Genomic DNA, 21,953 nt, shown 5'->3' with positions numbered 1-21,953 from the left:
GTGCGGCGGCCGGTGGCCGCGGGGGTGTGCCCGGGGCCCGCGGGTTCACACAACACGGGGGGCGGGCGCGGGGCGCCTCCCCCCCCGTCCCGGGGGGGTGGTGTGCCCCTTCGGGGGGCGCCCCCGGGCGCCGCTTCCGTCGACACCCGGTCAGCCGGCGGACGACCAGGCCGCGATGGCGATGATGATGATGACGATCAGCGCGACCGCGGCCTGCACGCACAGCAGCACGGCGAAGATGTACCCCTGGTAGGAGCCGCGGCGTCCGGTGAGGCCGTTCGCGAGGACTGCCACGAAGATCGCGACCTGCACGGCGATGCCGATCCAGGCGAACGCGGCGACGATGGTCAGCGAGAACGAGAACACGACGATCGCGACGACCGCGAGCAGGCCGGACGCGATCATCCACACCTTCGGGTTCGGGCGCTGCACCGGGTCCTGGTTCGTCACGCGGGTGGGGTCGGTGCGGTCGCGGGCCATCGCGGTGTCCTTCCGTCGGGAGCGTTCACCGTACGTGCGCCCGACCGGCCCGCCGGCCGGGGTTGACAGTGCCCGCGGCGGGCGGTCCGCGGCACCATAGACGGCACGCGACACCCACGCCATCCCCGCCGGAAGACCCCGGAAGCGTGTCTACAGTGAGGCATGACCGCCCGGATCCTCTCGATCGGCACGGCGCTGCCCGAGACACGCGTCGACCAGTCCGCGTTGCGTGCGCTCTTCGCCGCGCAGCCCGGCTTCGACCGCCGCAGCCAGCGCCTGGCCGGCGCCGCGTTCGACGCCGCCGCGATCGACACCCGCCACACCGTGCTGCCCCAGCTGGCCGGCGGAGGATCGGGCGACCTCGCCGTGCGCGACGGGGACCGCCTGCTCATGCCGCCGACCGGAGCGCGCAACGACGAGTACCGCCGGCAGGCGCCTCCGCTGTTCGCCGCGGCATCCCGATCCGCGCTCTCCGGCTCCGGCCGCACCGCCGCGGACGTCACCCACGTCGTCACCGTGTCGTGCACGGGGATGTTCGCCCCGGGTCCCGACTACCTGCTCGTGCGCGACCTCGACCTCTCCCCCTCCGTCGAGCGCTACCACCTCGGCTTCATCGGGTGCGCCGCCGCCCTCCCCGCGCTGCGGCTGGCCGCGCGGATCGTCGCCGCCGACCCGGCGGCGGTGGTGCTGGTCGCCCTCGTCGAGCTGTGCTCGCTGCACTGGCAGACGTCGTCGCACCCCGACCAGATCGTCGCCGCCTCCGTCTTCGCGGACGGCGCCGCCGCGGCGGTGGTCGCGGCCGCCGACGACGCGTCCGGCGGCCTCGACATCGGCGACTTCGCCACGCACGTCCTCGACGAGGGCGAGAAGGACATGGCCTGGACCGTCGGCGATTCCGGGTTCGAGATGACCCTCACCCCCGAGGTGCCCCGCATCATCGGCCGCGAGATCGCCGCGATCGCCGCCGACGTGCTCGGCGATCTCGCCGAGATCGACGCGTGGGCCGTGCACCCCGGCGGGCGCAGCATCCTCGACCGGGTCGAGAAGGCCCTGGAGATGGATGCCGCCGCCCTCGCCCCCTCGCGGGAGGTGCTGCGCACCCACGGCAACATGTCGAGCGCGACGATCCTGTTCATCCTCCGCGACCTCCTCGCGGACGACGCCCGCTCCGACGGCGACCGCATCGCCGCGCTGGCCTTCGGCCCGGGCCTCACCGTGGAGGCGGCGCGACTGACGCTCCGCCGCCCGCCGGCGTGAGCACCCGCGGCCCGGCCGCCGGGACGACCGCGGCATGGCGCGGGCTCGCCCGGCGCGACACCGTCCTCACCGAGCTCATGGACGACCCGGACTGCGACCCGCGGGCGCTCGCGGCGACCTACCGACGGTTCGGCCTCGTGAACCGCCTCGTGTCGGCGTGGGGCCACGTGTACCGCACGCGGGTGCGGCCGGAGCTGCGGGCCCTGGGCCGACCGGCGCGCGTGCTCGACCTCGGCTGCGGCGGCGGCGACGTCGTGGCGCGGCTGGCGGGTCTCGCGGCGCGCGACGGCCTCGCCGTGGAATGGGTCGGGGCCGACCCCGACCCGCGCGCCCTCGCGGCGGCACGAGCGCGGCAGCGCCCGGGAGTGCGGTTCGTGTCCCAGGGGTCGGGCGAGCTGCTGGCCGCGGGCGAGCGCTTCGACATCGTGCTGTCCAACCACGTGCTGCACCATCTCGACGCCGCGGCGCTCGACGCCTTCGCGGCGGACTCGCTCGCCCTGTCGCGCGGGCCGGTCCTGCACGCGGACATCGCGCGGGGGCGGCTCGCCTACGCGCTGTACACGGTGGGGATCGCGCCGCTGTCCCCCGGGACCTTCCTGCGCGTCGACGGCCTGCGCTCGATCCGCCGCAGCTACCGGAGCGACGAGCTCGCCGCGGAACTGGGCGGCCCGTGGCGGGTCGAGACGCCCGCGCCCTTCCGCGTCCTCGCCGTCGCCCGGGGGCGGGCCCGTGACTGACGTCGTGATCGTCGGTGCGGGGCCGGTGGGTCTCGCGCTCGCGGCCGACCTCCGCGGACGAGGGATCGAGGCGACCGTGCTCGACCGGCGCGCGCATCCGGGGGCGGGGACCCGGGCCATCGGCATCCATTCGCCCGCCCTGTCTCTGCTCGAGGCGAGCGGGGCGACCGAGCGGCTCGTGGAGCGCGCGGTCCGGATCGGACGGGGCGAGGCGCGCGCCGACGGCCGGGTGCTCGCCGAGATCCGCTTCGACCGGGTGCCCGCGCGGCATCCCTATGTCGCCGCCCTCCCCCAGTCCGACACGATCGAGGTGCTGACGGCCCTCGCGCCGCCGGTGCGCCGCGGTGTGACCGTGACGGCGCTGCACGACGACGGACGCGCGGTGCGCGTGCGCACCACCGGCCCCGCGGGGTCGGACGAGCTGCGCGCGGACGTCGTCGTCGTGGCCTCGGGGTGGGCGGGCCGCGACCTCGTCTACCGCCGGGGCGCCGTGCGCACCCACCACTACCCCGACCGGTACGTCATGTCCGACGTCGAGGCCCCGGGCGGCGCCGTCGCGCGGGTGCACCTCGAGCGCGACGGCGTCGTCGAGTCGTTCCCCCTGCCCGGCGGCCGCCGCCGGTTCGTGGCGTGGGCCGGGTCGGCGGAGATCCGGGATGCCGCGGGCTCCCTGCACGACGCCGTCCTGCGGCGCACGGGACTCGATGTCGACATCCCGGACGCCTCCGCGTTCGGCGTGCGCCGGGCGGTCGCCCCCGCCCTGCGACGCGGACGGATCGTCGTCGTCGGCGACGCCGCGCACGAGGTGAGCCCCATCGGCGGCCAGGGGATGAACCTCGGACTGCTCGACGCGCTGACGCTCGCCCCGCTGCTGCCGGGATGGGCGCGCGGGGACGACGACGCCGCCCTCGCGCGGTGGGAGCGCGACCGGATCGCCTCGGCCCGGCACGCCGCCCGGCTCGCGGCGCTCAACACGCGGCTGGGGCGGGCGGCGGGACCGGTCGCCCACGGGCTGCGGTCGGCCGCCTTGCGCGCGGCCCTCCGCGGACCCGGCGGGGCGGCGTTCGCCCGCGCGTACGCGATGCGGTTCGATCGGGCGGCCCGGGGCACGTGAGCGTGCGGGGCGGGTCCGCGGCGCGGGGCGCCGAGCGGAGCGCCGGCCGCGCTCAGGCGACGACGAGCTGCGCGGCCAGCAGCAGCGCCGCGAGCATCGTGAGCTGGAACACCGCGCGCCCCGGCGGACGCACCGTCGCGACGATCACGGTGACAACGGCCACGGCGACGACCGCGGCGAAGAAGACGACGCCTGCGGGGGTCGCACCACCGCCGGGCCCGAGGAGAACCGCGACCGCCCCGACGACGATCCCCAGCGCCGCGACGAGCACGGACACCCGCGCGCCGAGGCGGTGCGGCAGGCCCCGGACACCGGTCCGGCGGTCGTCGTCGAGGTCGCGCACGACGTTCGTCAGGTGCACGGCGGCGCCGAGTGCCGCCCCGGCCAGCGCCGCCCACGGCGGAGCGAGCGTCGGCTCGGCGAGCGACAGCGTCGCGAACGAGGGGAACAGGCCGAAGCTCACCAGGAACGGCGCGATCGAGAACGGGCTGGACTTCAGACCCGCGTTGTAGGTCCACGCGGAGGCGAGGGCGACGGCGTGCGCGGCGAGCAGCCCCGGACCGAGCGGCGCCGAGAGGAGCAGAGCGAGGACCAGGGATGCCACGGCCACCGCGAGCGCCCGCTCCGGGCTCAGCGCGCCGCCCGCGAGGGGCTTGTCGGTCCGGCCGACGGCGGCGTCGCGCGCGACGTCGATCGCGTCGTTCGAGAGCCCGACGGACACCTGCCCGGCGAGCACCGCGACCACGAGGAGCGCCAGGCGACCCGGTTCGACGCCGGCCGCGATGCCGAGGGCCAGCGACAGCACCGTGACCACGAGGGTGGGGCCGGGATGGGTCGCCCCCCAGAGGACGCGGACCGTCGAGGCTCGCGCGCGGGGTCCCGCCGTCGCATCCGTCACGTCACGACGCTACCGCGCGCGGGCCCGCCCGGTCCCACCCCGGCGACTCACCCGCGGCGGAGGAGCCGCCGTCCGACGGCCACGACGCCGACCACCGCGAGGATCCACGGCCCGGCCACGAGGATCGGGTCGATCCACTGGTGGCGGGCGTCGACACGGCCCAGGCGGGAGGTCAGCGGGTTCCACCGCCGCTCCGCGGTGATGCCCGTCTCGGTGATGGGGTTGTCCGGATGCCGCGTCGCCAGGGATCGCAGGTGGGCGCCGGCGGCATCCACTCTGTCCCCCGCCACCAGGAGCAGCCAGTGGGCGGCGCGCGCCTCGCTGAACCGGTCGTAGGCCAGGCGGCGGATGGCCCCGGCGACGCCCCGCAGGGGCTGGGCCGTGCCGAAGACGGGCGTCAGCCGCCCGTGCTCGATGGAGCGTTCGCGGCGGTCGCGGCCCTCGGGCTGCTCCTCCGCGAACGTCCAGTGCGCCCCGATGTCCAGGGCCTTCTCCTTCGGATACGAGGGACGGTCGGCGGGGTCGAGGTCGGCCCCCCAGCCGGGGATGCGGGCGCGCAGCTCCTCCGCGCTCGGCGGCGGAGTGGGCTTCTCAGGCGTGTAGGCCATGTCGTCGTTCCCTTCTCGATCAGGCGGCGTCGGGCAGGACGACGGCCTTGATGAGACCGTCGATCTTGGACGAGACCATGTGGTAGCCCTCCGCGATGTCCTCGAGGGGGATGCGGTGGGTGATGAGTTCGCGGGGCGAGATGCGCCCCTCGCGGATGTGCTCCAGCAGCCGCGGCCACTGCCGCGCCACCGGGGCCTGGTTGGTGCGGATCGTCAGCCCCTTGTTCATGGCGTCGCCGAACTTGACGGCGCTGAAGAGCGGGCCGTACGCCCCCATGACCGAGACGTTGCCGCCCTTGCGCACCGAGTCGATGGCCCAGTTCAGCGCGATCGGCGATCCGCCCTGCAGCTTGAGCTTGGCTCCCGTGATGTGCTGCAGCAGGTGCCCGTCCGCCTCGGCGCCGACGGCGTCGATCACGACGTCCGCCCCGAGCCAGTCGGTCTGCTTCTTCAGCTCGACGACGATGTCGCGGTACTCGCGGAAGTCGAGGGTCTCGGCGAACGCGAACGACCGCGCCTTCTCGAGACGCTCCGGCAGGTGGTCCACGACGATGACGCGACCGGCGCCCATCAGCCAGGACGAGCGGGCCGCGGCCAGGCCCACCGGTCCGGCCCCGAACACCACCACGGTGTCGCCCTCGACGATGTCGCCGAGCTGCGCGCCGAAGTACCCGGTGGAGAACGCGTCGGTCAGCAGCAGCGCGTCCTCGTCGTGCAGCCACTCGGGGATGACCCGGGGCCCGACGTCGGCGAAGGGGACGCGCACCATCTCGGCCTGCCCGCCGTCGTAGCCGCCCGCGGTGTGGGAGTAGCCGTAGATGCCCCCGACCGCCGTCGCGTTGGCGTTGACGTTGTGGCAGTTGCTCAGCAGCCCGCGCGCGCAGAAGAAGCACGACCCGCACGCGATGTTGAACGGGACCATCACCCGGTCGCCGACGGAGAGGCTCTGCACCGACGACCCGACGTCCACGACCCGGCCGATGAACTCGTGACCGAAGGTGTGGCCGATCCGGGTGTCGGGGATCATCCCGTGGTACAGGTGCAGGTCGGATCCGCAGATGGCGGCCCGCTCGACGCGGACGATCGCGTCGTTGGGGTGCTCGATGCGCGGGTCGGGCTTGTTCTCGACGCGGACCTTGTACGGTCCGCGGTAGGTCATCGCTCTCATGTCACTCCTCGGTTTCGGTCCTGCGGGTGGGCTCGGGCGGGGCGTCGGCGGGCGGGATCGCCGCGGGCGGGTCGTCAGTGCGCGCCGGTCGCGAGCGCCTGGGCGACGGCGAGGTGGATGCCACGGCTCCAGGCCGCACCGTGACCCGGCAGCACGAGGTCGGCGTCCGTCGCGGCGAGGGCGGGCAGCGCGGCGAGCGCCTCGGAGCTGTCGGCCGTCGCGGCGCGGGCCACGATCTGGGGGCCCGTGCGGCCGGTGTACGGGTCGAAGGTGACCAGCGCGTCGCCGGAGAAGACGATGCGCCGGTCGGGGAGGTGGAAGGCGACGTGGCCGTACGTGTGCCCCGGTGTCGCGACGGGGATCAGACCGCCGCGCAGTCGCTGGCCGGGGACGATGTCGCCGTGGGCGTCGACGCCGTGCACGCGCAGCGCCCCCGCCGCGGTCATCCGCGCGAGCGACGGCAGCCCGCGGGGGTGCGCGAGGGGATAGAGGCTGCGCGGCGCCTCCCGGTCGTAGCGGTACGGGTGGCGGGCGAGCGGCACGTCCGCCGCGTGCACCCGGATCGGGACGAGATGCTCCCGCTGGAGTCGCTCGGCGAGACCGACGTGGTCGAAGTGGCCGTGGGTCAGGTAGACGGCCGTGAGATCCTCGGGGGCCAGACGGCGCCGGCGCAGCGCCTCGCGGACGAGCGACCAGCTGCGCGGCAGTCCGGCGTCGATGAGGATCGTCCCGTCGTCGCTGTCGACGAGGTAGCAGTTGGTCACGGCGCGCGTGATCATCGTGACGCCCTCGGCGACCTCGGTGATGCCGTCTCTGCTGCCCGTCATGCGGGCCACCCTCGGCGCGGACGGCGCGGAACACCCACGGGGTTGCGTGCGGCGGGCCCGGGCGGTAGCGGGTGCGCGGGCGTCCGCCGTCGGGTGGCCGGGAGTGGCCCCGGGGCCACCTCCGGCGCCCCGGGGCCACGCGCGACGCCCCGCGACGAGGGCGCCCCGCCCCCGCGGGCCCGAGGGGCGCGACCGCCGACGAGGCAACCCCCTCGGCATGGGCGCGGCTCTGCGTCTAGCGTCCCTCCCGTGCCGTCACCCCGCCGGCCGCACGAGCGAAGGACGTTCCCGCATGCCCGAGGTCGTCGTCATCACCGGTGGTTCGCGGGGCATCGGCCGCGCGACCGCCCTCCGCTTCGCCCGCCGGAAGGGGATCCGTCTGGCGCTCGTGGCGCGCGACGAGACCGCCCTCGCCGCGGCCGCCGACGCGTGCCGCGCCCGCGGCGCGGAGGTGCTGACCGTGTCGGCCGACCTCGCCGCCCCCGACGGCCCGGAGCGCGCGGCCGACGCCGTCGTGGCCCGCTTCGGCCGCATCGACGTCTGGGTGGCGTCCGCCTCGGTGTTCTCGTACGGCTCCGTCCTGGACACGCCCGACGAGATCGTCGACCGCGTCATCCAGACGAACCTCACCGGGCACATGCGGGCGGCGCGCGCGGTCCTCCCCCACTTCCACGCGCGCGGCGGCGGGACGCTCGTGTTCGTCGGATCGCTGTTCTCGCAGATCCCCGGGCCGTACGTCGCGCCGTACGTCGCCGCCAAGCACGGCCTGCTCGGCTTCACGCGGGCTCTCCGCCAGGAGATGCTCGGGCACCGCGGCATCCATGTCCGGATCGTCCTGCCCGCGAGCATCGACACCCCGATCTACGAGCGGGCCGCCAACGTCACCGGCCGCACCCCGTTCCCCCTGCCGCCGGTGGTGTCGGCGGATCGGGTCGCGCGGGCCGTGGTCCGCGCCGCCCGCGGGGGCCGGGCCGAGGTCGCCGTGGGGGCGGCGCAGCTGGTCACGCGTCCGCTGCGCTTCCTCGCGCCCCGGGTGTTCGACCGCTTCATCTGGACGCTGCAGCGCACGCTCGGCCTGCGGCACCGGCCCGCCGCGGACACGACGGGCGCCGTCCTCGCGCCGATGCACGACCCCGGCGCCGTGAGCGGCGGGTGGTCGCGCGTCCCCCTCCGGCATCCCCGCTCCCGCCGCCGCTGACCCCCGCCCTCCCCCAAACAGAGCGCTGACTTGGCGCATATGCCCGCCGAACACGCCCCCACGCGTACATCTGCGCCAACTCAGCGCAGAGCAACCACGGCAGGGACGACGACGGACCCCGGATGCCGTGGCATCCAGGGTCCGTCCTGAGAGAGACTCAGCGCTGCTCGAAGCCCTCCCGCTGCGTGTGCTCGTCCGCGACCCGCACGCCCCAGCGGTAGGCGAGCTTGCCGCCGAGCCACCCCGAGACCGACAGGCCGGCGGATGCGACGACGCTCAGCAGGAACGCCGCCCCCGGCACGCGTCCGCGATCGGACAGGCGCAGCAGCAGGCTGAGGGAGAACAGCACCATCGCCGTGACGTTCAGCACGAGATGGGCGAGGCCCGTCCGGCGCGCGGGCGTGCCCTTCGGGATCCGCGAGAAGTCGAGCAGCCCGAGGACCGAGGCCCCGACGGCGCCGCCGAGACCGATCGCGATGAGCCACCGCGAGCCCGTCGCGAACGCCCGCGGGTCGTCCACGGCGAGGCCCAGCAGGTCGAACACCAGGCTCGACGACCACGCCCCGATGGGGATCGTCACCGCGACCGGGTGGAACGGGTGCCCGTACGGGCCCGCGACGATCGACCGCGGGACCTTGGCCGCGCGCATCGCGGGGAAGCTCGCCCCGCTCCGCGGTGCCGAAGCCGTCGAGGGCCCCGGCGCCGCGGCATCCGCTCCGCTCATTCCTTGTGCAGCGCGTCCTGCGCGCGTCCGGCCAGCTTCTCGACCGTGTTCGGCAGCTCCGTCGTGCCGTAGAAGCGGGCGTCCGGGTGCGTGGGCGGCGGCATGGGCACGCCGGCGGGCGGCTCGGGCACGTAGGTGAACTCGCCCTTCCCGTCGGGCGTCGGACCCGAGGCCCAGGAACCGTCGCCGGCCTTCGGACCGTTGGAGAAGTTGATGTACTGGTACGACACCTCGCGGTCCTCCTTCTCGAGCGGGAAGTTGCTGGGCACGGGCAGGTCCTCGAGACCCTCGGCGCGCAGCTCCGCCGCCGCGGCCATCCACTGGTTCTGGTGCATCGTGTCGCGCGCGAGCAGGAAGGCCAGCAGGTCCTTGACCCCGTGGTCGTCGGTCTGGTGGTAGAGCCGCGCCACCTGCACGCGCCCCTGCATCTCGGCGTTGGCGTTGGCCGTGAAGTCGGCGAGCAGGTTGCCGCTGGCGGTGATGTAGCTGCCCTGCCACGGGTTGCCCATCGAGTCCACCGGGCGCGCGCCGGCGCCCGCGACGATCCCCTGCTGGATGTCCGTGCCGCCGATGACCGCGGCGACGGTCGGGTCGTTCTGCACGGCGTCCTCGGTGATGCCGAGCGGGGCCTTCTCGAGCAGCTGCGCGATCATGATCGCGAGCATCTCGACGTGCCCCATCTCCTCCGCGCCGATGCCGAACACCAGGTCGCGGTACTTGCCGGGGATGTGCATGTTCCACGCCTGGAACTGGTACTGCAGCGCCACGGTGATCTCGCCGTACTGTCCGCCGAGCACCTCCTGCAGCTTGCGCGCGTAGACGGCGTCGGGCTTCTCGGGGGTGGCGGTGTGCTGCAGTTCCTGCCGATGGAAGTACATCTTCTCTCCTCCCGCGCCGACGGGGGGATGATCTGCGGTCGTCTGACCGCGGCCGGCGCGTCCGGACAGCGAACGCCCGCTCACCCCGGTTCGCCACGGGGGTTGCGGCCGCCACCACGGCCGGGGACAATCGCGCGGCATCCGCCGGGACCCTCGGACCCGGGATGCCACGCGCTCGCGCGACCGGACGGCATCCCGGGTCCGCTTCGTCGGGGCGGCCGTCGTGTCAAGGGGCTCGGCCGTCGCGCCCGGGCGGCCGAGAGTGCTGGCCTTCCCCGGAAACAGGAGTCCCGCGTGCCCGTTCTCGCTTCACCCGCCCCGTCCGCCCTCACCGCCGAGGACGACCTGCCCTTCTCCTCCCGCGGACCGGTCAGCGCCGCGGTCCTGCGGCACCTGACCGAGGGCGTCGACGACGGGCACACCGCCCGGGCGGAGACGGCCGTCGCCGTCACCGCGGACATCGAGCGCGACGACGACCTGCAGCTCGCCCTGTTCGCCCTGTACGCCTCGTCGTACGGCGCGTTCCCCGCCCTGCGCGCCGACCTCGAATGGGACCCGGCGCTCATCGCCACGCGGCGCGTCATCGAGACCGCATTCGAGGCGTCGCTGCGGCGGAGCGTCCCGGTGCCGGACCTGCCCGAGCCGACCGGCGACGCCGTCGCCCGGGCCCTGTTCGCCCTGACGGGGGCCGAGGGCGGCCCGAGCCTGTCCCGCTACCTCGCCCGCAAGGCCACGCTCGCGCAGGCGAGCGAGTTCCTGGTCCAGCGCACGATCTACACGCTGCGCGAGGCCGACCCGCACTCGTGGGCCATCCCCCGCCTGTCCGGTCGGGCCAAGGCCGCGCTCGTCGAGATCCAGTCGGACGAGTACGGCGGCGGCCGCCCCGCCCGCGTGCACGCGACGCTCTTCGCCCGCGCCGTACGCGGTGCCGGGCTCGACGACACGTACGGCGCCTACGTCGACCTCGTCCCGGCCGTGACGCTCGCCTCGCTGAACACGATGTCCATGTTCGGTCTCAACCGCCGTCTGGTCGGCGCGATCGTCGGCCACCTCGCCGCGTTCGAGATGACCTCCTCGATCCCCAACCGCCTCTACGCCGAGGGCCTGCGCCGCCTCGGGTTCGGCGACGACGTCTGCGAGTACTTCGACGAGCACGTCGAGGCCGACGCCGTCCACGAGCAGATCGCCGGCCGCGACATGGCGGGCGCCCTCGCCGAGGACCGCCCCGACCTCCTTCCCGACATCGTCTTCGGCGCCGCGGCCTGCCTCGTCGTCGACGACCGGGTCGGGCAGCACATGCTCGAGGCCTGGGGGCGCGGGGAGTCCTCCCTCCGCCCCGGCGTCGCCGGTCTCCCGGACCGGGATGCCGCGACGACCGAGGCCCGCGCATGACCGACGAGCCGGTGGTCATCACCGCCTACCCCGACGGCCCCCTCCTCGTGCGCGGCGCCGCCGAGCTGCGCACGCCGGACGGACAGCCCGTCGCCCGCACGCGCCGGACCGTCGCACTGTGCCGCTGCGGGCTCTCGACCATCAAGCCGTTCTGCGACGGCACCCACAAGGCGGCCGGCTTCCGCACCGACGACTGATGCGGCTCGCGGCCGAGTACGTCCTGCCGCTGCGGTGGGAGGACGACCGGGAGCTCCCCGAGCTCACCCGCTACCTCGCGTCGCTGTCCGCCGTCATCGACGTCACCGTCGTCGACGGGTCGCCGTCCGCGCTCTTCGCCGCGCACGCGGCCGCCTGGGGCGACCGCGTCCGCCACCTCGCGCCGACCGTCACCACCGGGGCCAACGGCAAGGCGCGGGGGGTCCTCAGCGGGCTCGCCGTGGCGCGGCATGAGCTCGTGGTCCTCGCCGACGACGACGTCCGTCACACCCGGGCGACGCTCGCCGCCGTGGTCGCGGAGCTGGCCGGGGCCGACGTGGTCGTGCCGCAGAACGTCTTCCGTCCGCTTCCGTGGCACGCCCGGTGGGACACGGCCCGCTCGCTCGTGAACCGCGCCGTCGCGGCGGACTACCCCGGCACGTACGGGGTCCGGCGGTCGGCGCTGCAGCGGACCGGGGGCTACGCTGCGGATGCGCTTTTCGAGAACCTCGAGATGGAGCGGACGGTCCGGGCCGCCGGCGGCCGGGTCCGCGTCTGCCGCGACCTCTTCGTTGTCCGCCGGCCGCCGACGGCGCGGCACTTCCGCTCGCAGCGGGTCCGTCAGGCCTACGACAGCCTCGCCCAGCCGCGACGGTTCGCCGTCGAGCTCGCCCTTGCGCCGGCGCTGCTCGCGCTGCGTCGCCGCCCCGCGGGACTGCTCGCGGTGCTCGTCCTGTCGGTGCTGCTGGCCGAGCGCGGGCGGCGGCGCGACCGGGGCGCCGGGGTCTTCCCCCGGACCAGTGCGCTGTGGGGCCCGGCCTGGCTCGCGGAGCGGGCCGTCACGAGCTGGGTCGCGCTCGGGCTGCGGCTGCGGGGTGGGGTCTCCTACGCGGGGCGGCGGGTCGTCCGCGCCGCCACACCGCTGCGCGAGCTGCGACGCGCCCGGCCATACCGCGCTCCGGAGATCTGACGCACCCGAGCACGGACACGGATCGCCGGTGCCGGCACCGCGACCGATCCTCCGGAGCGCGGCGCCACGAGCGCGGCACACACGAGCGCGGCGCCCGCCCGAGCGCGGCGCCCCGTTCCGGCGGCGGCGCCCCGTTCCGGCGGCGGCGCCCCGTTCCGGCGGCGTGTGAAGACGACGGCGCCCCGCCCCGCCGCAGCAGGACCGGGGCGCCGCGGCGTCGTCAGTAGTCCTCGGGGGCGAGGTCGCCCTGGCCCTCCTCGCCGAGCTCCACCACACCGGGGTCCTCGCCCTGCGAGTCGGTGCCGGTGTCCTCGGGGTGGATGTCCGCGAGGGGGATGTCGTCGTCGTCCGACGGGATCTCCGCCGGGTCGGCGCCCGTGGCGGTGGCCGGGTCGATGTCCTCGGGGTCCGCGCCCTCGTCGAGGGCCGTCGTGGCGTCCCACTCCGCCTGCGCGGGGTCGAGGGCCGGGTCCGGCTCGATCGAGGTGTCGCCGTCGCGGAGCGGCCGCACACCGGCGGCGCCCACGTCCGAGCTGGGGGTTCCGGAGTCGGTCGCGCCGTCGCGCGTGGGGTCGATCGAAGCGTCGCTCATGGTGATCCTTTCTCGCGCACACGCTCGCGTGCGCCTCCGCCCCGGGGGGCCCTTCCATCCAAGAGGGCCGTCCTCCCCGGCCTCTCCCCCTTGACACCACCCCGCCCCACCCGGGCCTCGCCGCGCCGCCGCGCGGACGCGTCGATCACGGGACGGCCCGCGTGGGAGGGAAGATGGACGGATGCCGCGGCCCCCACGCGGCGGAGAGGGGAATCGTGGGTCAGGTACTCAACGTCCGCTCGCACGGCGTCGACGAGGTCGAGCAGACCTGGCGTCGGTTCGTGCCGAGCGCGAGACTGGAACGCGTCGATCCGCGCCGTGTCGGGTTCACGTGGAGCTCGGTCGAGCTCCCGCAGTTCTCCGTCGTGGCCTACGACCTGAGGGCGTCCGTCCGCGCCTCCATCCACATGGAGGACCAGCTCATGGTGTGCCGCATCACGGGGCCGGACGTCCGCGTCGACAGCCGCGGGCGCTCCCTCGACCCGCGGCAGCCCTGGCTGGGCGTGGACGGCACCACCGAGGCGAGCTGGACCGGCACCGCGCAGGTCCGGGCGTTCGTGTTCGACCGCTCCCACGTCGAGGAGGTCGCGCGCATCGCATCTGGCGACGACCGGCTCGTGCTGCGCGCGATCGACGCGAGCGCCCGCGACCGCGTGCTCGGGGCGCAGTGGGAACGCAGCTTCGCCTACGTGTCGGCCTCGCTCGTGACGGCGCACGAGGACCCGATCGCCGCCGCCGAGCTGCAGCGGCATGCCCTCCTGAGCACCCTCTCGACCTTCAACACCTCCTACCTCGAGGCCATGGACCGCGCGACGCAGCGGACCGCCGCGCCCCGGACGGTGCGGCGCGCCCTCGCCTACATCGAGGAGAACGCCCGGGAGCCCATCACGCTCGAGGACATCGCCCGCGCCGCGGGCATCTCCTCCCGCGGGCTGCAGCACGCGTTCCAGCGAGCCCTCGGCACCAGCCCGACGGCGCAGCTGCGGGCCGTGCGTCTCGCCGGCGCCCACGCGGAGCTGCGCGCCGGCACGCCGCAGACGGTGGCGGAGGTCGCCCGCCGCTGGGGTTTCTCCAGTGCGTCGCGCTTCGCTCGGTACTACCGGGAAAACTACGGAAGAAACCCTGGGCAGACGGCCCGCATGTTCTGAGTCGTGTTCGTGTTGCGTGCGGCGACGGCGCGCGTCGTATGGTTTCACGAGCTTCGATGAACGTGACTTGCACAGTGACATCGACGGGCAGAGAGTCCGCGGAGAGGGACACGTGGGCAAGTTCATCTACGAGGGCGGCATCCGGAACGAGTTCGAGGACCGTCTCCTCGCTCACCTCCAGGTCGTCGTGGGCAACAAGCTGCGCCGCGGCGAGCCGTTCTACTTCCAGTGGAAGGACGACATCAGCACCGGCGGCGGGCGCACGTCGGTCTGGCTCCACCCGCGCGCGAACCTCGTCTTCAAGTTCAACGGCGGCCGCCCCCCGGCCCTGAACCGCGCCTGGCTCGAGGCCCTCATGTCGACCGCGAACGCCCCCACCGGGCTCTACGTCGTGCCCGAGCCGCCCGAGGACACCCCGCCCGCGGAGTCGTTCGGCTGAGCCGTCCTGTCAACCCGGTGGCATCCGGGGTCCCGATGGCGTTCCGTGGCAGGAACGAAGGGACTCCCATGAGCCACTCCCCCGCCACTGCCGGGGTCGATGACCGTCGCATCGTCGTGATCGGCGGCGGCAACGCCGGCCTGTCGATCGCCGGCCGTCTGCACCACGCGCGTCTCGGCGACGTCACCGTCATCGAGCCGCGCACCCTGCACGTCTTCGCCCCGCTGCAGTCGCACATCGCGGGCGGCGCGGCGCGCGCCTCGCTGGCCGCGCGCGCCCAGGCCGACGTCATGCCCCCGGGCGTGCGCTGGCTGCGCGACGAGGTGTTCACCGTCGACCCGGCGGCCCGGCGCGTCCACCTCGTGTCCGGCGCGCATCTCGACTACGACCAGCTCGTCGTCGCCGCCGGCATGCGGATGGCGTGGGAGAGTATCCCCGGCCTGCCCGAGGCGATGGCGGCACCCGAGGGCATCTCGAACTACGACTACGAGCTGGCCGCGAAGGCGTCCGGCGTCCTGCGCGACGTGCGCGCGGGCACCGTCGTGTTCACGCAGCCGCCCGAGCCGGCCTCGTGCGGGGCGGCGGCGCAGAAGCCCATGTACCTCGCGTGCGACTGGTGGCGCGCCGTCGGGGTGCTCGACGACATCCGCGTGATCTTCGTCGCCCCCGACCCCGTGCCGTTCGGCATCCCCGCCATCGACCGCGAACTGCAGCGCAAGATCGACGAGTACGGCATCGAGGTGCGGTACAGCCGGGAGCTCCGGACCGTGGATGCCGCCGCCCGCACGATCACGATCGGTCACGGCGACGCCGAGGAGACGCTGTCGTACGACGTGCTGCACGCGGTGCCGCCGCAGCGGGCCCCGGAGTGGATCGCGGGCAGCGGGCTGGCGGCATCCGACGATCCGCACGGCTTCGTCGACGTGGACCCCGAGACCTTCCAGCACGAGCGCCACCCCGAGGTGTGGGCGCTCGGCGACGCCGCCGCGGTGGCCACCCGCCGGTCCGGCGGGGCGATCCGCCGGCAGGCGAAGGCGCTGGTGAAGAACATGCAGGCCGTGCTCGCCGGACGCGAGCCGTCCCAGAAGTACGACGGCTACAGCGTCGTGCCCTTCACCGTCTCGCGGCGCACGGTCGTGTTCGCCGAGTTCGACCGCGTCGGGCACCTCAAGCCCACCGTGCCGTTCTGGCGTTCGCTCTACAAGGAGCGGCGCCTGTCGTGGATCGCCGACCGCCGCATCCTGCCCTGGGTGTACTGGCACCTCATCCTGCGCGGACGGGACTGACCCGCCGCCTTCCCAGCCGGATGGATGCCGCGGGCGTATAGGGCACGAACGGCGATCCCTCAACCCCCCGGCCCGGAGCCGCCGGGGGCGCGAACACTGGAACCAGCCCAAGGATCAATCGAGAAGAGGACACCATGGCACAGGTCATCGAAACCATCGACGTCAACGTTCCCGTCCGCGTCGCGTACAACCAGTGGACGCAGTTCGAGGAGTTCCCGCACTTCATGAGCTTCGTGGAGTCGATCACCCAGAAGTCCGACACGCTGACGCACTGGAAGGTGAAGATCGCCGGCGCCGAGCGCGAGTTCGACGCGGAGATCACCGAGCAGCACCCCGACGAGCGCGTCGCCTGGAACAGCGTCGGCGGCGACGAGAACCACGCGGGCGTGGTGACCTTCCACCGCCTCAGCGACTCCGAGACGCGCGTCACTGTGCAGATCGACTGGGAGCCCACGGGCGTCCTCGAGAAGCTCGGTGCCGTCTTCGGCGCCGACGACCACTCGGTCAAGAAGGACCTCGACAACTTCAAGGAGTACATCGAGTCGCGCGGTGCCGAGTCCGGCGCCTGGCGCGGCGACGTCAGCTGACGTCCGCTCCGCGTACGCCGGGTCCGTCCCTCCGGGGACGGGCCCGGCGTTTTTCCGCGTCTTTCCGCGGAACGGCGAGAAGCGCTTCTCACTTCGGCGACAGAAAGGCAATGCCCTCGAAACGAAGTGCTCTTCGCGTCGATGATGTGCCCACCGCGACGTCGACGACGACGCGCCGCGAGAGAGGACCGTCATGGACGATCGCGCACCGCGCCCCCCGCGCGGCGAGGCCGCCCCCTCCGGGCGGATCGCCGGAGCATCACAGTGACCCGCGAGCTCGCCGTCGACGACACCGCCGGCGCGACGCGGCGGGGACGACGGCCGGCGCGTCCGCGGGTGAAGTACAACCGGCGGGAGGCCATCGCCGGGTATCTCTTCATCTCGCCGTGGATCCTCGGGTTCCTCGTCTTCACCGCCGGCGCGATGATCTACAGCTTGGTCATCTCGTTCAGCAGCTACAACCTCGCGACCGGCGCCGCGCGCCCCGTCGGTTTGGACAACTACGCGCAGCTGTTCGAGGACCCCCGCGTGGCGGTGTCGCTCGGGAACACCCTGTTCTATGCCGTCATGGCGGTGCCGCTCGAGATCGCCTTCGCGCTCTTCCTCGCCCTGCTCCTCAGCCGCGTCGGGCGCGGAGCCGGAATCTTCCGCACGCTCTATTACCTGCCGAAGATGACGCCCGCGGTGGCCACCGCGGCGGTGTTCTTCCTGCTGCTCAACGGCAACTCGGGAGCGATCAATCAAGCGCTCGGGGCCATCGGCATCCCGGGTCCGCAATGGCTCGTGGATCCGGCGTGGGTCAAGCCCAGCATCGTGATCATGGCGCTGTGGACCGTCAGCGGCACCATGGTGATCTTCCTCGCGGCGATCAAGAACGTCCCGGTCGACCTCTACGAGGTCGCCTCGATCGACGGCGCCGGGCCGATCCGCCGCTTCTTCTCGATCACCCTGCCGATGATCTCGGGGGCGATGTTCTTCAACGTCATCGTCCTGACGATCGCGGCGTTCCAGGTGTTCGACCAGGCCTACCTGCTGTTCTGGCGCGACCAGAGCAACGCCTCCCCCGAGGCCTCCCTCTTCTACGCCATCTACCTGTTCCAGCAGGCGTTCCGGCAGTTCAACTTCGGCTTCGCCGCGGCGATGGCCTGGCTGCTGTTCGTGATCATCCTGCTCATCACGCTGGTGCAGGTCCGCCTCGGCAACCGGTTCGTCTACTACGAGGGAGACCGCTGATGGCCACGTCGCTGGAGACCCCGGGGGTCGCGGTCGCCCGCCCCGAGATGGTCGTGCCCGCCGCGCCGAGACGCCCGCGGTGGCGCCGGGCGCTGTCGCAGCCGAAGACGCTCGCGGGGCGCGTCGTGCTGGCGATCGTGCTCGTGCTGTTCGCGCTGCTGTTCCTCTACCCGTTCGCGTGGCTCCTCGCGGCCAGCCTCAAGCCGCGCGGCGAGGTGTTCGACAACGCCCTCATCCCGAAGACCTTCACCCCGGGCAACTACGCCGAGGTGTGGAGCCAGCTGCCCCTGCTGAGCTGGATGTTCAACAGCGTCGCGATCGCGCTGCTCGCGGCCACGACGGTCGCGGTGATGAGCTCGATCGTCGCGTTCGGCTTCGCGTACTTCCGCTTCCCCGGGCGTCGGCTGCTGTTCGGGCTGGTGCTCGCGACGATGATGCTGCCCGGTGCGGTGACCATGATCCCGATCTACCTGGTCTGGAAGGAGACCGGGCTGCTCGGCACGTGGGTCCCGTTGTGGGGCATGAACCTGTTCGGCAGCGCCTTCTACATCTTCCTGCAGCGGCAGTTCTTCCTCGGCGTCCCCCGCGAGCTGTTCGAGGCGGCGCGGCTGGACGGCTGCAGCGCGTGGGGCCTGTTCTGGCGCATCGCGATGCCGCTGTCGATCCCGTCGTTCATCATCGTGTTCCTGTTCGAGTTCCAGGCCAGCTGGAACAACCTGCAGGCGGCGCTCATCTACCTCAACGCCGGATCGGTGGAGGACTTCACGGCCCCGCTCGGCATCGCCTACGCCATGACCAAGTACAGCCCGAGCGCGGGCGGCCAGGGCGACTACCAGTACGTGATGGTCGCCTCGCTCCTGGTCACGCTCCCGATGCTGATCATCTTCGCCTTCGGCCAGCGGTACTTCGTCGAGGGCGTGGCCACGCAGGGCCGGAAGGGATGACCGCTCCCCGCGTCTCGACCCCTCCCCGCGTCTCGACCTCTCCCCCCGTCTCGACCTCTCCCCCCGTCTCGACCTCTCCCCCCGTCTCGAAAGGACACATCATGAAACAGCGCTACCTCGCCGGTGTCGCCGTGTGCGCGGCATCCATCGCTGTGCTCGCCTCCTGCAGCGGAGGCGGGGGCGACGAGCAGGCGGCCGACGTCGACTTCAGCGCCGAGCCCACGGGCGCCCTCGCCGCGTGGGGCTTCGAGAACGCCGACGACGTGGGGCAGTCCCGCCTCGACTACGCGGCCGAACAGCTCCCGGACGTGGATGTGACCCTGGACGCCACGGCCTTCGACGCCCAGAAGCTCACCACCCGCATCGCCAGCGGCGACGTGCCCGACGTCGTTCAGATGGACCGGCGCTACGTCACCACCTACGCCGCACAGGGCCTGCTGATCCCGCTGGACTCCTGCTTCGAGGCGCAGGACGTCGACCCGACCGAGCGCTGGTACCAGAGCGTCGTCGACGACGTCACGTACGAGGACGCCGTCTACGCGGTGTCGCAGTTCTACCAGCCGCCGGCGATCCTGCTGAACATGAACGTGCTGAACGAGGCCGGGGTCTCACCCGACGAGATCGACACGTCCGACATGGACGGCCTCCTCGCCGCCATCGAGAAGATGTACCAGGCCTCCGGGAGCACGCCGACCCGGCTCGGCTTCGACCCGGTGGCCACCGGCCAGGGCGGGCTGTGGGTGCTCGGCATGGGCGGGCAGCTCACCGACGCCGACGGCCGCCCGACGCTCGACGACCCCTCGAACGCCGCCGGCATCGAGGCCCTCAAGCAGATCACCGACGCCCAGGGCGGGTACGCCGCGGTGAAGAGCTTCACGGACTCGTTCGACACCTTCGGCGACGCGAACCAGTTCGTGCAGAACCAGGTCGGCGCGCAGGTGGCCAACCAGTGGTACCCCAACGTGCTGAGCGCCTACCGCGACCAGATCTCGCTGCAGGCGGTCCCCTTCCGGGATGCCGACGGGGAGCCCTTCTCGCTGGCCTCCGGCACCGCGTTCGTCATCCCCGTCGGGGCGGAGAACCCCGCCGCCGCCTGCGCGTGGCTGACGCAGCTCACCTCGACCGACGCCTGGATGGCGGCCGGCGCGGCCCGCGCCGCGACTATCGAGGAGAACGACGGAATCAACACGGGCCTGTTCACCGGCTCGCCCGAGGCGGACGAGATGGTGCGGTCCGAGTACGTCACCCCGAGCGGTGACGAGGGCTTCGACCAGGTCATCTCGACCTACTACGACGTCGTCGGCTCCGGCCTGTCATTCGGATCCTCCCCCGCGGGTCAGGACATCCAGAACGAGCTGAACAACGCCATCACGGCGGCGCTCCTCGGCGACAAGACCACGGAGGAGGCGCTCGGCGACGCCCAGCAGGCGGCGCAGCGCGCCTACGACAACGCGACCGCGAACTGACGGCGCGGACGGCGGCGTCCTGTCGGGAGACAGGACGCCGCCGTTCTCACCACTGCGGGTGGATCTCGGCGCGCAGGCGACGGTCGTAGACGTCACGGACCAGCGCGTCGAAGGCGTCCAGGTCGAGACCGTCCGCGATGAGGTCGGCGGCGCCGGCGTTCGCGGCGGCCTGGGCGTCCGACCGCGCACCGGGGATGACGCTGGTCACGCCCTCGCGCGACGCGATCCACGCGAGCGTGGCCGCGGGCAGCGTGACGCCCTCGGGGAGCGCCGCCTTGAGCTCGTCGGCCGCGGCGACGCCCTCGGCGAAGGGGACTCCCGAGAAGGTCTCGCCCTTGTCGAAGGCCTCGCCGTTGCGGTTGTACGTGCGGTGGTCGTCGGCGTCGAACGTCGTCTCGAGCGTGTATTTGCCCGATAGCAGGCCGCTGGCCAGCGGGACGCGGGCGAACACGGCCACGCCCTTCTCGGCCGCGAGCGGCAGCACCTTATCGAGGGGCTTGAGACGGAACGGGTTGAAGATGATCTGCAGGTTCGTCAGGTGCGGGCGGCGCAGCGCGGACAGCGCCTGGTCCATCGTCTCCACGGACGCGCCGTACGCGGCGATGACGCCCTCCGCGACGAGCTGGTCCAGCGCGTCCCACGTGGCGTCGTCGTCGATGACGGCCGACGGCGGGCAGTGCAGCTGGACGAGGTCGAGGGTGTCGGTGCGCAGGAGGCGCCGCGACCGGTCGGTCCAGGCGCGGAAGTTCTCCATCGTGTAGTTCTCGGGCTGCTGCTCGGCGCGGCGGCCCATCTTGGTGGCGACGGTGATGCCGGCGGCATCCGTGTCCGCCAAGAACCCGCCGATGATCTCCTCGGACCGGCCGTCGCCGTACACGTCGGCGGTGTCGAAGAGGGTGACGCCGGCGTCGACCGAGGCGGCGAGCACCTGACGGGCGTCGCCTTCGCTGACCCCGCCCCAGTCGGGGCCGAGCTGCCAGGTGCCGAGGCCGATGACCGAGACCTCGCGGCCGGTACGGGAGAGGGGACGCTGCTGCATTGCGGTTCCTTTCGAAGCTCGTCCGAGCCTATCCAGCCCCCGCGACATCGAGGCCGCCCGCCCCGCCCCTGTCCCGTCTTCGCGCTGACATGGCGCAGATGTACGCCCCAGCCCCCGCCTGGCGTACATCTGCGTCAAGTCACGGCACCCCGGAGGGCGTCGGCGGGGTCATGGAGGGCGGGGCGTCAAGCCCGTCTCGGGCGGCATCCCTCCGGCCTAGCGTGGCCCCACACCCACCGGAAGGATGACATGAACACTCCCGCCGATCGCCTCCCCGGAGCCGACGAAGAGAACATCGTCCCCGAGTCCGAGGGACTCGCCGCCGACGTGCCCGCGGGCGCGGCCGGAGCGGACACGGGCGCCGTGGGCGCCGCCGAGGTCGACGACGACGACGAAGCGCACCTGCAGAACATCTCGAGCCAGAACGACCTGCCCGGCGTCGGCACGCGTGCGGCCGACGGCCTGACCGAGCGCGGCACCGACGACGCCCGCGGCGAGAGCGGCTCGACCTCGCAGCACCACGAGGACACCGGCGTCGACGACGATCGCGCCGCGGCGCACGCCGCCTCCGCGACGAGCGTGGACGGCGAGGGCGCGGAACCCCGCGTCGACGACGACTCCCCCATCGCGAAGTTCCAGCCCGGCGTCGGCCGCGACAGCGCCGAGTCGAGCCGCATCGCGCAGAACCTCCCGGACCCCTCGGACGCCTGAGCCGCGGCATCCCCGTCCTGGAATCGGAGGATCGCGCCGGACTCGGACAGATCCGGCGCGAT

24 protein-coding genes are annotated in these 21,953 nt (G+C 73.4%); 15 read left to right on the top strand and 9 right to left on the bottom strand.

Translation table 11 applies throughout. From position 1 onward, the window contains the following. Positions 1-150: 150 nt before the first annotated feature. Entirely contained in the window at positions 151-480 is a 330-nt protein-coding gene (locus MRBLMI1_RS13420) for a hypothetical protein (protein WP_367733672.1), read from the bottom strand. A 162-nt stretch (positions 481-642) separates the two neighbouring features. On the opposite strand from MRBLMI1_RS13420, the gene MRBLMI1_RS13415 reads away from it, so the two are divergent. The 3 genes from MRBLMI1_RS13415 (at position 643) to MRBLMI1_RS13405 (ending at position 3,588) form a co-directional block, all read left to right on the top strand. Beyond that, entirely contained in the window at positions 643-1,737 is a 1,095-nt protein-coding gene (locus MRBLMI1_RS13415; RefSeq protein ID WP_367733671.1) for a type III polyketide synthase, read from the top strand. Between the two features lie 77 nt (positions 1,738-1,814). Beyond that, complete coding sequence (locus MRBLMI1_RS13410) at positions 1,815-2,474, top strand: methyltransferase domain-containing protein (protein ID WP_414685893.1); 660 nt, start codon at positions 1,815-1,817, stop codon at positions 2,472-2,474. After that, entirely contained in the window at positions 2,467-3,588 is a 1,122-nt protein-coding gene (locus tag MRBLMI1_RS13405) for an FAD-dependent oxidoreductase (RefSeq protein ID WP_367733667.1), read from the top strand. Before MRBLMI1_RS13410 ends, MRBLMI1_RS13405 begins: the two co-directional genes overlap by 8 nt. 52 nt (positions 3,589-3,640) lie before the next feature. Here the strand turns inward: MRBLMI1_RS13405 and MRBLMI1_RS13400 are convergent, their stop codons facing one another. The 4 genes from MRBLMI1_RS13400 to MRBLMI1_RS13385 form a co-directional block, all read right to left on the bottom strand. Then, entirely contained in the window at positions 3,641-4,486 is an 846-nt protein-coding gene (locus tag MRBLMI1_RS13400; protein WP_367733665.1) for a UbiA family prenyltransferase, read from the bottom strand. A gap of 47 nt (positions 4,487-4,533) precedes the next feature. After that, complete coding sequence (locus MRBLMI1_RS13395) at positions 4,534-5,094, bottom strand: hypothetical protein (protein WP_367733664.1); 561 nt, start codon at positions 5,092-5,094, stop codon at positions 4,534-4,536. Positions 5,095-5,113: 19 nt separating this feature from the next. Beyond that, on the bottom strand, positions 5,114-6,262 hold the full coding sequence (locus MRBLMI1_RS13390; RefSeq protein WP_367733663.1) for a zinc-dependent alcohol dehydrogenase: 1,149 nt from the start codon (positions 6,260-6,262) through the stop codon (positions 5,114-5,116). Between the two features lie 74 nt (positions 6,263-6,336). Further along, entirely contained in the window at positions 6,337-7,089 is a 753-nt protein-coding gene (locus tag MRBLMI1_RS13385) for an MBL fold metallo-hydrolase (RefSeq protein ID WP_367733662.1), read from the bottom strand. A 292-nt stretch (positions 7,090-7,381) separates the two neighbouring features. Between MRBLMI1_RS13385 and MRBLMI1_RS13380 the strand changes: the two genes are divergently transcribed. Continuing rightward, the gene (locus tag MRBLMI1_RS13380) at positions 7,382-8,287 is read left to right on the top strand and encodes an SDR family NAD(P)-dependent oxidoreductase (RefSeq protein WP_367733661.1); all 906 of its coding nucleotides are present in this window, start codon (positions 7,382-7,384) and stop codon (positions 8,285-8,287) included. Positions 8,288-8,444: 157 nt separating this feature from the next. On the opposite strand, the gene MRBLMI1_RS13375 is transcribed toward MRBLMI1_RS13380, so the two are convergent. Next, positions 8,445-8,936, bottom strand: a complete 492-nt coding sequence (locus MRBLMI1_RS13375) for a DUF2231 domain-containing protein (protein ID WP_367733659.1) — start codon at positions 8,934-8,936, stop codon at positions 8,445-8,447. A gap of 71 nt (positions 8,937-9,007) precedes the next feature. Continuing rightward, the gene (locus MRBLMI1_RS13370; protein ID WP_367733658.1) at positions 9,008-9,889 is read right to left on the bottom strand and encodes a manganese catalase family protein; all 882 of its coding nucleotides are present in this window, start codon (positions 9,887-9,889) and stop codon (positions 9,008-9,010) included. 294 nt (positions 9,890-10,183) lie between these two features. On the opposite strand from MRBLMI1_RS13370, the gene MRBLMI1_RS13365 reads away from it, so the two are divergent. The 3 genes from MRBLMI1_RS13365 to MRBLMI1_RS13355 are packed head-to-tail and all read left to right on the top strand — an operon-like array spanning position 10,184 to position 12,446. Continuing rightward, a complete protein-coding gene (locus MRBLMI1_RS13365) occupies positions 10,184-11,281 on the top strand; it encodes an iron-containing redox enzyme family protein (protein WP_414685890.1) in 1,098 nt (365 codons plus the stop codon). After that, complete coding sequence (locus MRBLMI1_RS13360; protein ID WP_367733657.1) at positions 11,278-11,478, top strand: CDGSH iron-sulfur domain-containing protein; 201 nt, start codon at positions 11,278-11,280, stop codon at positions 11,476-11,478. The genes MRBLMI1_RS13365 and MRBLMI1_RS13360 overlap by 4 nt, the downstream gene beginning before the upstream one ends. Further along, a complete protein-coding gene (locus tag MRBLMI1_RS13355) occupies positions 11,478-12,446 on the top strand; it encodes a glycosyltransferase (protein ID WP_367733656.1) in 969 nt (322 codons plus the stop codon). The genes MRBLMI1_RS13360 and MRBLMI1_RS13355 overlap by 1 nt, the downstream gene beginning before the upstream one ends. A gap of 220 nt (positions 12,447-12,666) precedes the next feature. Here the strand turns inward: MRBLMI1_RS13355 and MRBLMI1_RS13350 are convergent, their stop codons facing one another. Next, positions 12,667-13,038, bottom strand: a complete 372-nt coding sequence (locus MRBLMI1_RS13350) for a sugar ABC transporter ATPase (RefSeq protein WP_367733655.1) — start codon at positions 13,036-13,038, stop codon at positions 12,667-12,669. 215 nt (positions 13,039-13,253) lie between these two features. Here MRBLMI1_RS13350 and MRBLMI1_RS13345 point away from each other — a divergent pair, with 215 nt between their 5' ends. The 7 genes from MRBLMI1_RS13345 to MRBLMI1_RS13315 all read left to right on the top strand — a co-directional run bounded on the left by MRBLMI1_RS13345 (position 13,254) and on the right by MRBLMI1_RS13315 (position 20,141). Next, complete coding sequence (locus MRBLMI1_RS13345; RefSeq protein WP_367733654.1) at positions 13,254-14,186, top strand: helix-turn-helix transcriptional regulator; 933 nt, start codon at positions 13,254-13,256, stop codon at positions 14,184-14,186. 112 nt (positions 14,187-14,298) lie between these two features. Beyond that, the gene (locus tag MRBLMI1_RS13340; RefSeq protein ID WP_367733653.1) at positions 14,299-14,625 is read left to right on the top strand and encodes an ATP-dependent DNA ligase; all 327 of its coding nucleotides are present in this window, start codon (positions 14,299-14,301) and stop codon (positions 14,623-14,625) included. A 68-nt stretch (positions 14,626-14,693) separates the two neighbouring features. Then, positions 14,694-15,911, top strand: a complete 1,218-nt coding sequence (locus MRBLMI1_RS13335; protein WP_367733652.1) for an NAD(P)/FAD-dependent oxidoreductase — start codon at positions 14,694-14,696, stop codon at positions 15,909-15,911. Positions 15,912-16,045: 134 nt separating this feature from the next. Beyond that, positions 16,046-16,498 (top strand): SRPBCC family protein, encoded by a 453-nt coding sequence (locus MRBLMI1_RS13330; RefSeq protein ID WP_367733651.1) that lies wholly within the window; start codon positions 16,046-16,048, stop codon positions 16,496-16,498. Positions 16,499-16,762: 264 nt separating this feature from the next. After that, complete coding sequence (locus tag MRBLMI1_RS13325; RefSeq protein ID WP_414685889.1) at positions 16,763-17,731, top strand: carbohydrate ABC transporter permease; 969 nt, start codon at positions 16,763-16,765, stop codon at positions 17,729-17,731. Then, the gene (locus MRBLMI1_RS13320) at positions 17,731-18,675 is read left to right on the top strand and encodes a carbohydrate ABC transporter permease (RefSeq protein WP_414685888.1); all 945 of its coding nucleotides are present in this window, start codon (positions 17,731-17,733) and stop codon (positions 18,673-18,675) included. The genes MRBLMI1_RS13325 and MRBLMI1_RS13320 overlap by 1 nt, the downstream gene beginning before the upstream one ends. 101 nt (positions 18,676-18,776) lie before the next feature. After that, positions 18,777-20,141, top strand: a complete 1,365-nt coding sequence (locus MRBLMI1_RS13315) for an ABC transporter substrate-binding protein (RefSeq protein WP_367733650.1) — start codon at positions 18,777-18,779, stop codon at positions 20,139-20,141. Between the two features lie 46 nt (positions 20,142-20,187). Here MRBLMI1_RS13315 and MRBLMI1_RS13310 read toward each other — a convergent pair whose 3' ends face one another. Beyond that, a complete protein-coding gene (locus MRBLMI1_RS13310) occupies positions 20,188-21,180 on the bottom strand; it encodes an aldo/keto reductase (RefSeq protein ID WP_367733649.1) in 993 nt (330 codons plus the stop codon). A gap of 249 nt (positions 21,181-21,429) precedes the next feature. On the opposite strand from MRBLMI1_RS13310, the gene MRBLMI1_RS13305 reads away from it, so the two are divergent. Continuing rightward, entirely contained in the window at positions 21,430-21,891 is a 462-nt protein-coding gene (locus tag MRBLMI1_RS13305; protein WP_367733648.1) for a hypothetical protein, read from the top strand. The last annotated feature ends 62 nt before the right edge of the window (positions 21,892-21,953 follow it).

This window comes from Microbacterium sp. LMI1-1-1.1 (genome assembly GCF_040815675.1).
Taxonomy (GTDB): Bacteria; Actinomycetota; Actinomycetes; order Actinomycetales; family Microbacteriaceae; genus Microbacterium.
This window is presented reverse-complemented; position numbering and strand designations above follow the sequence as displayed.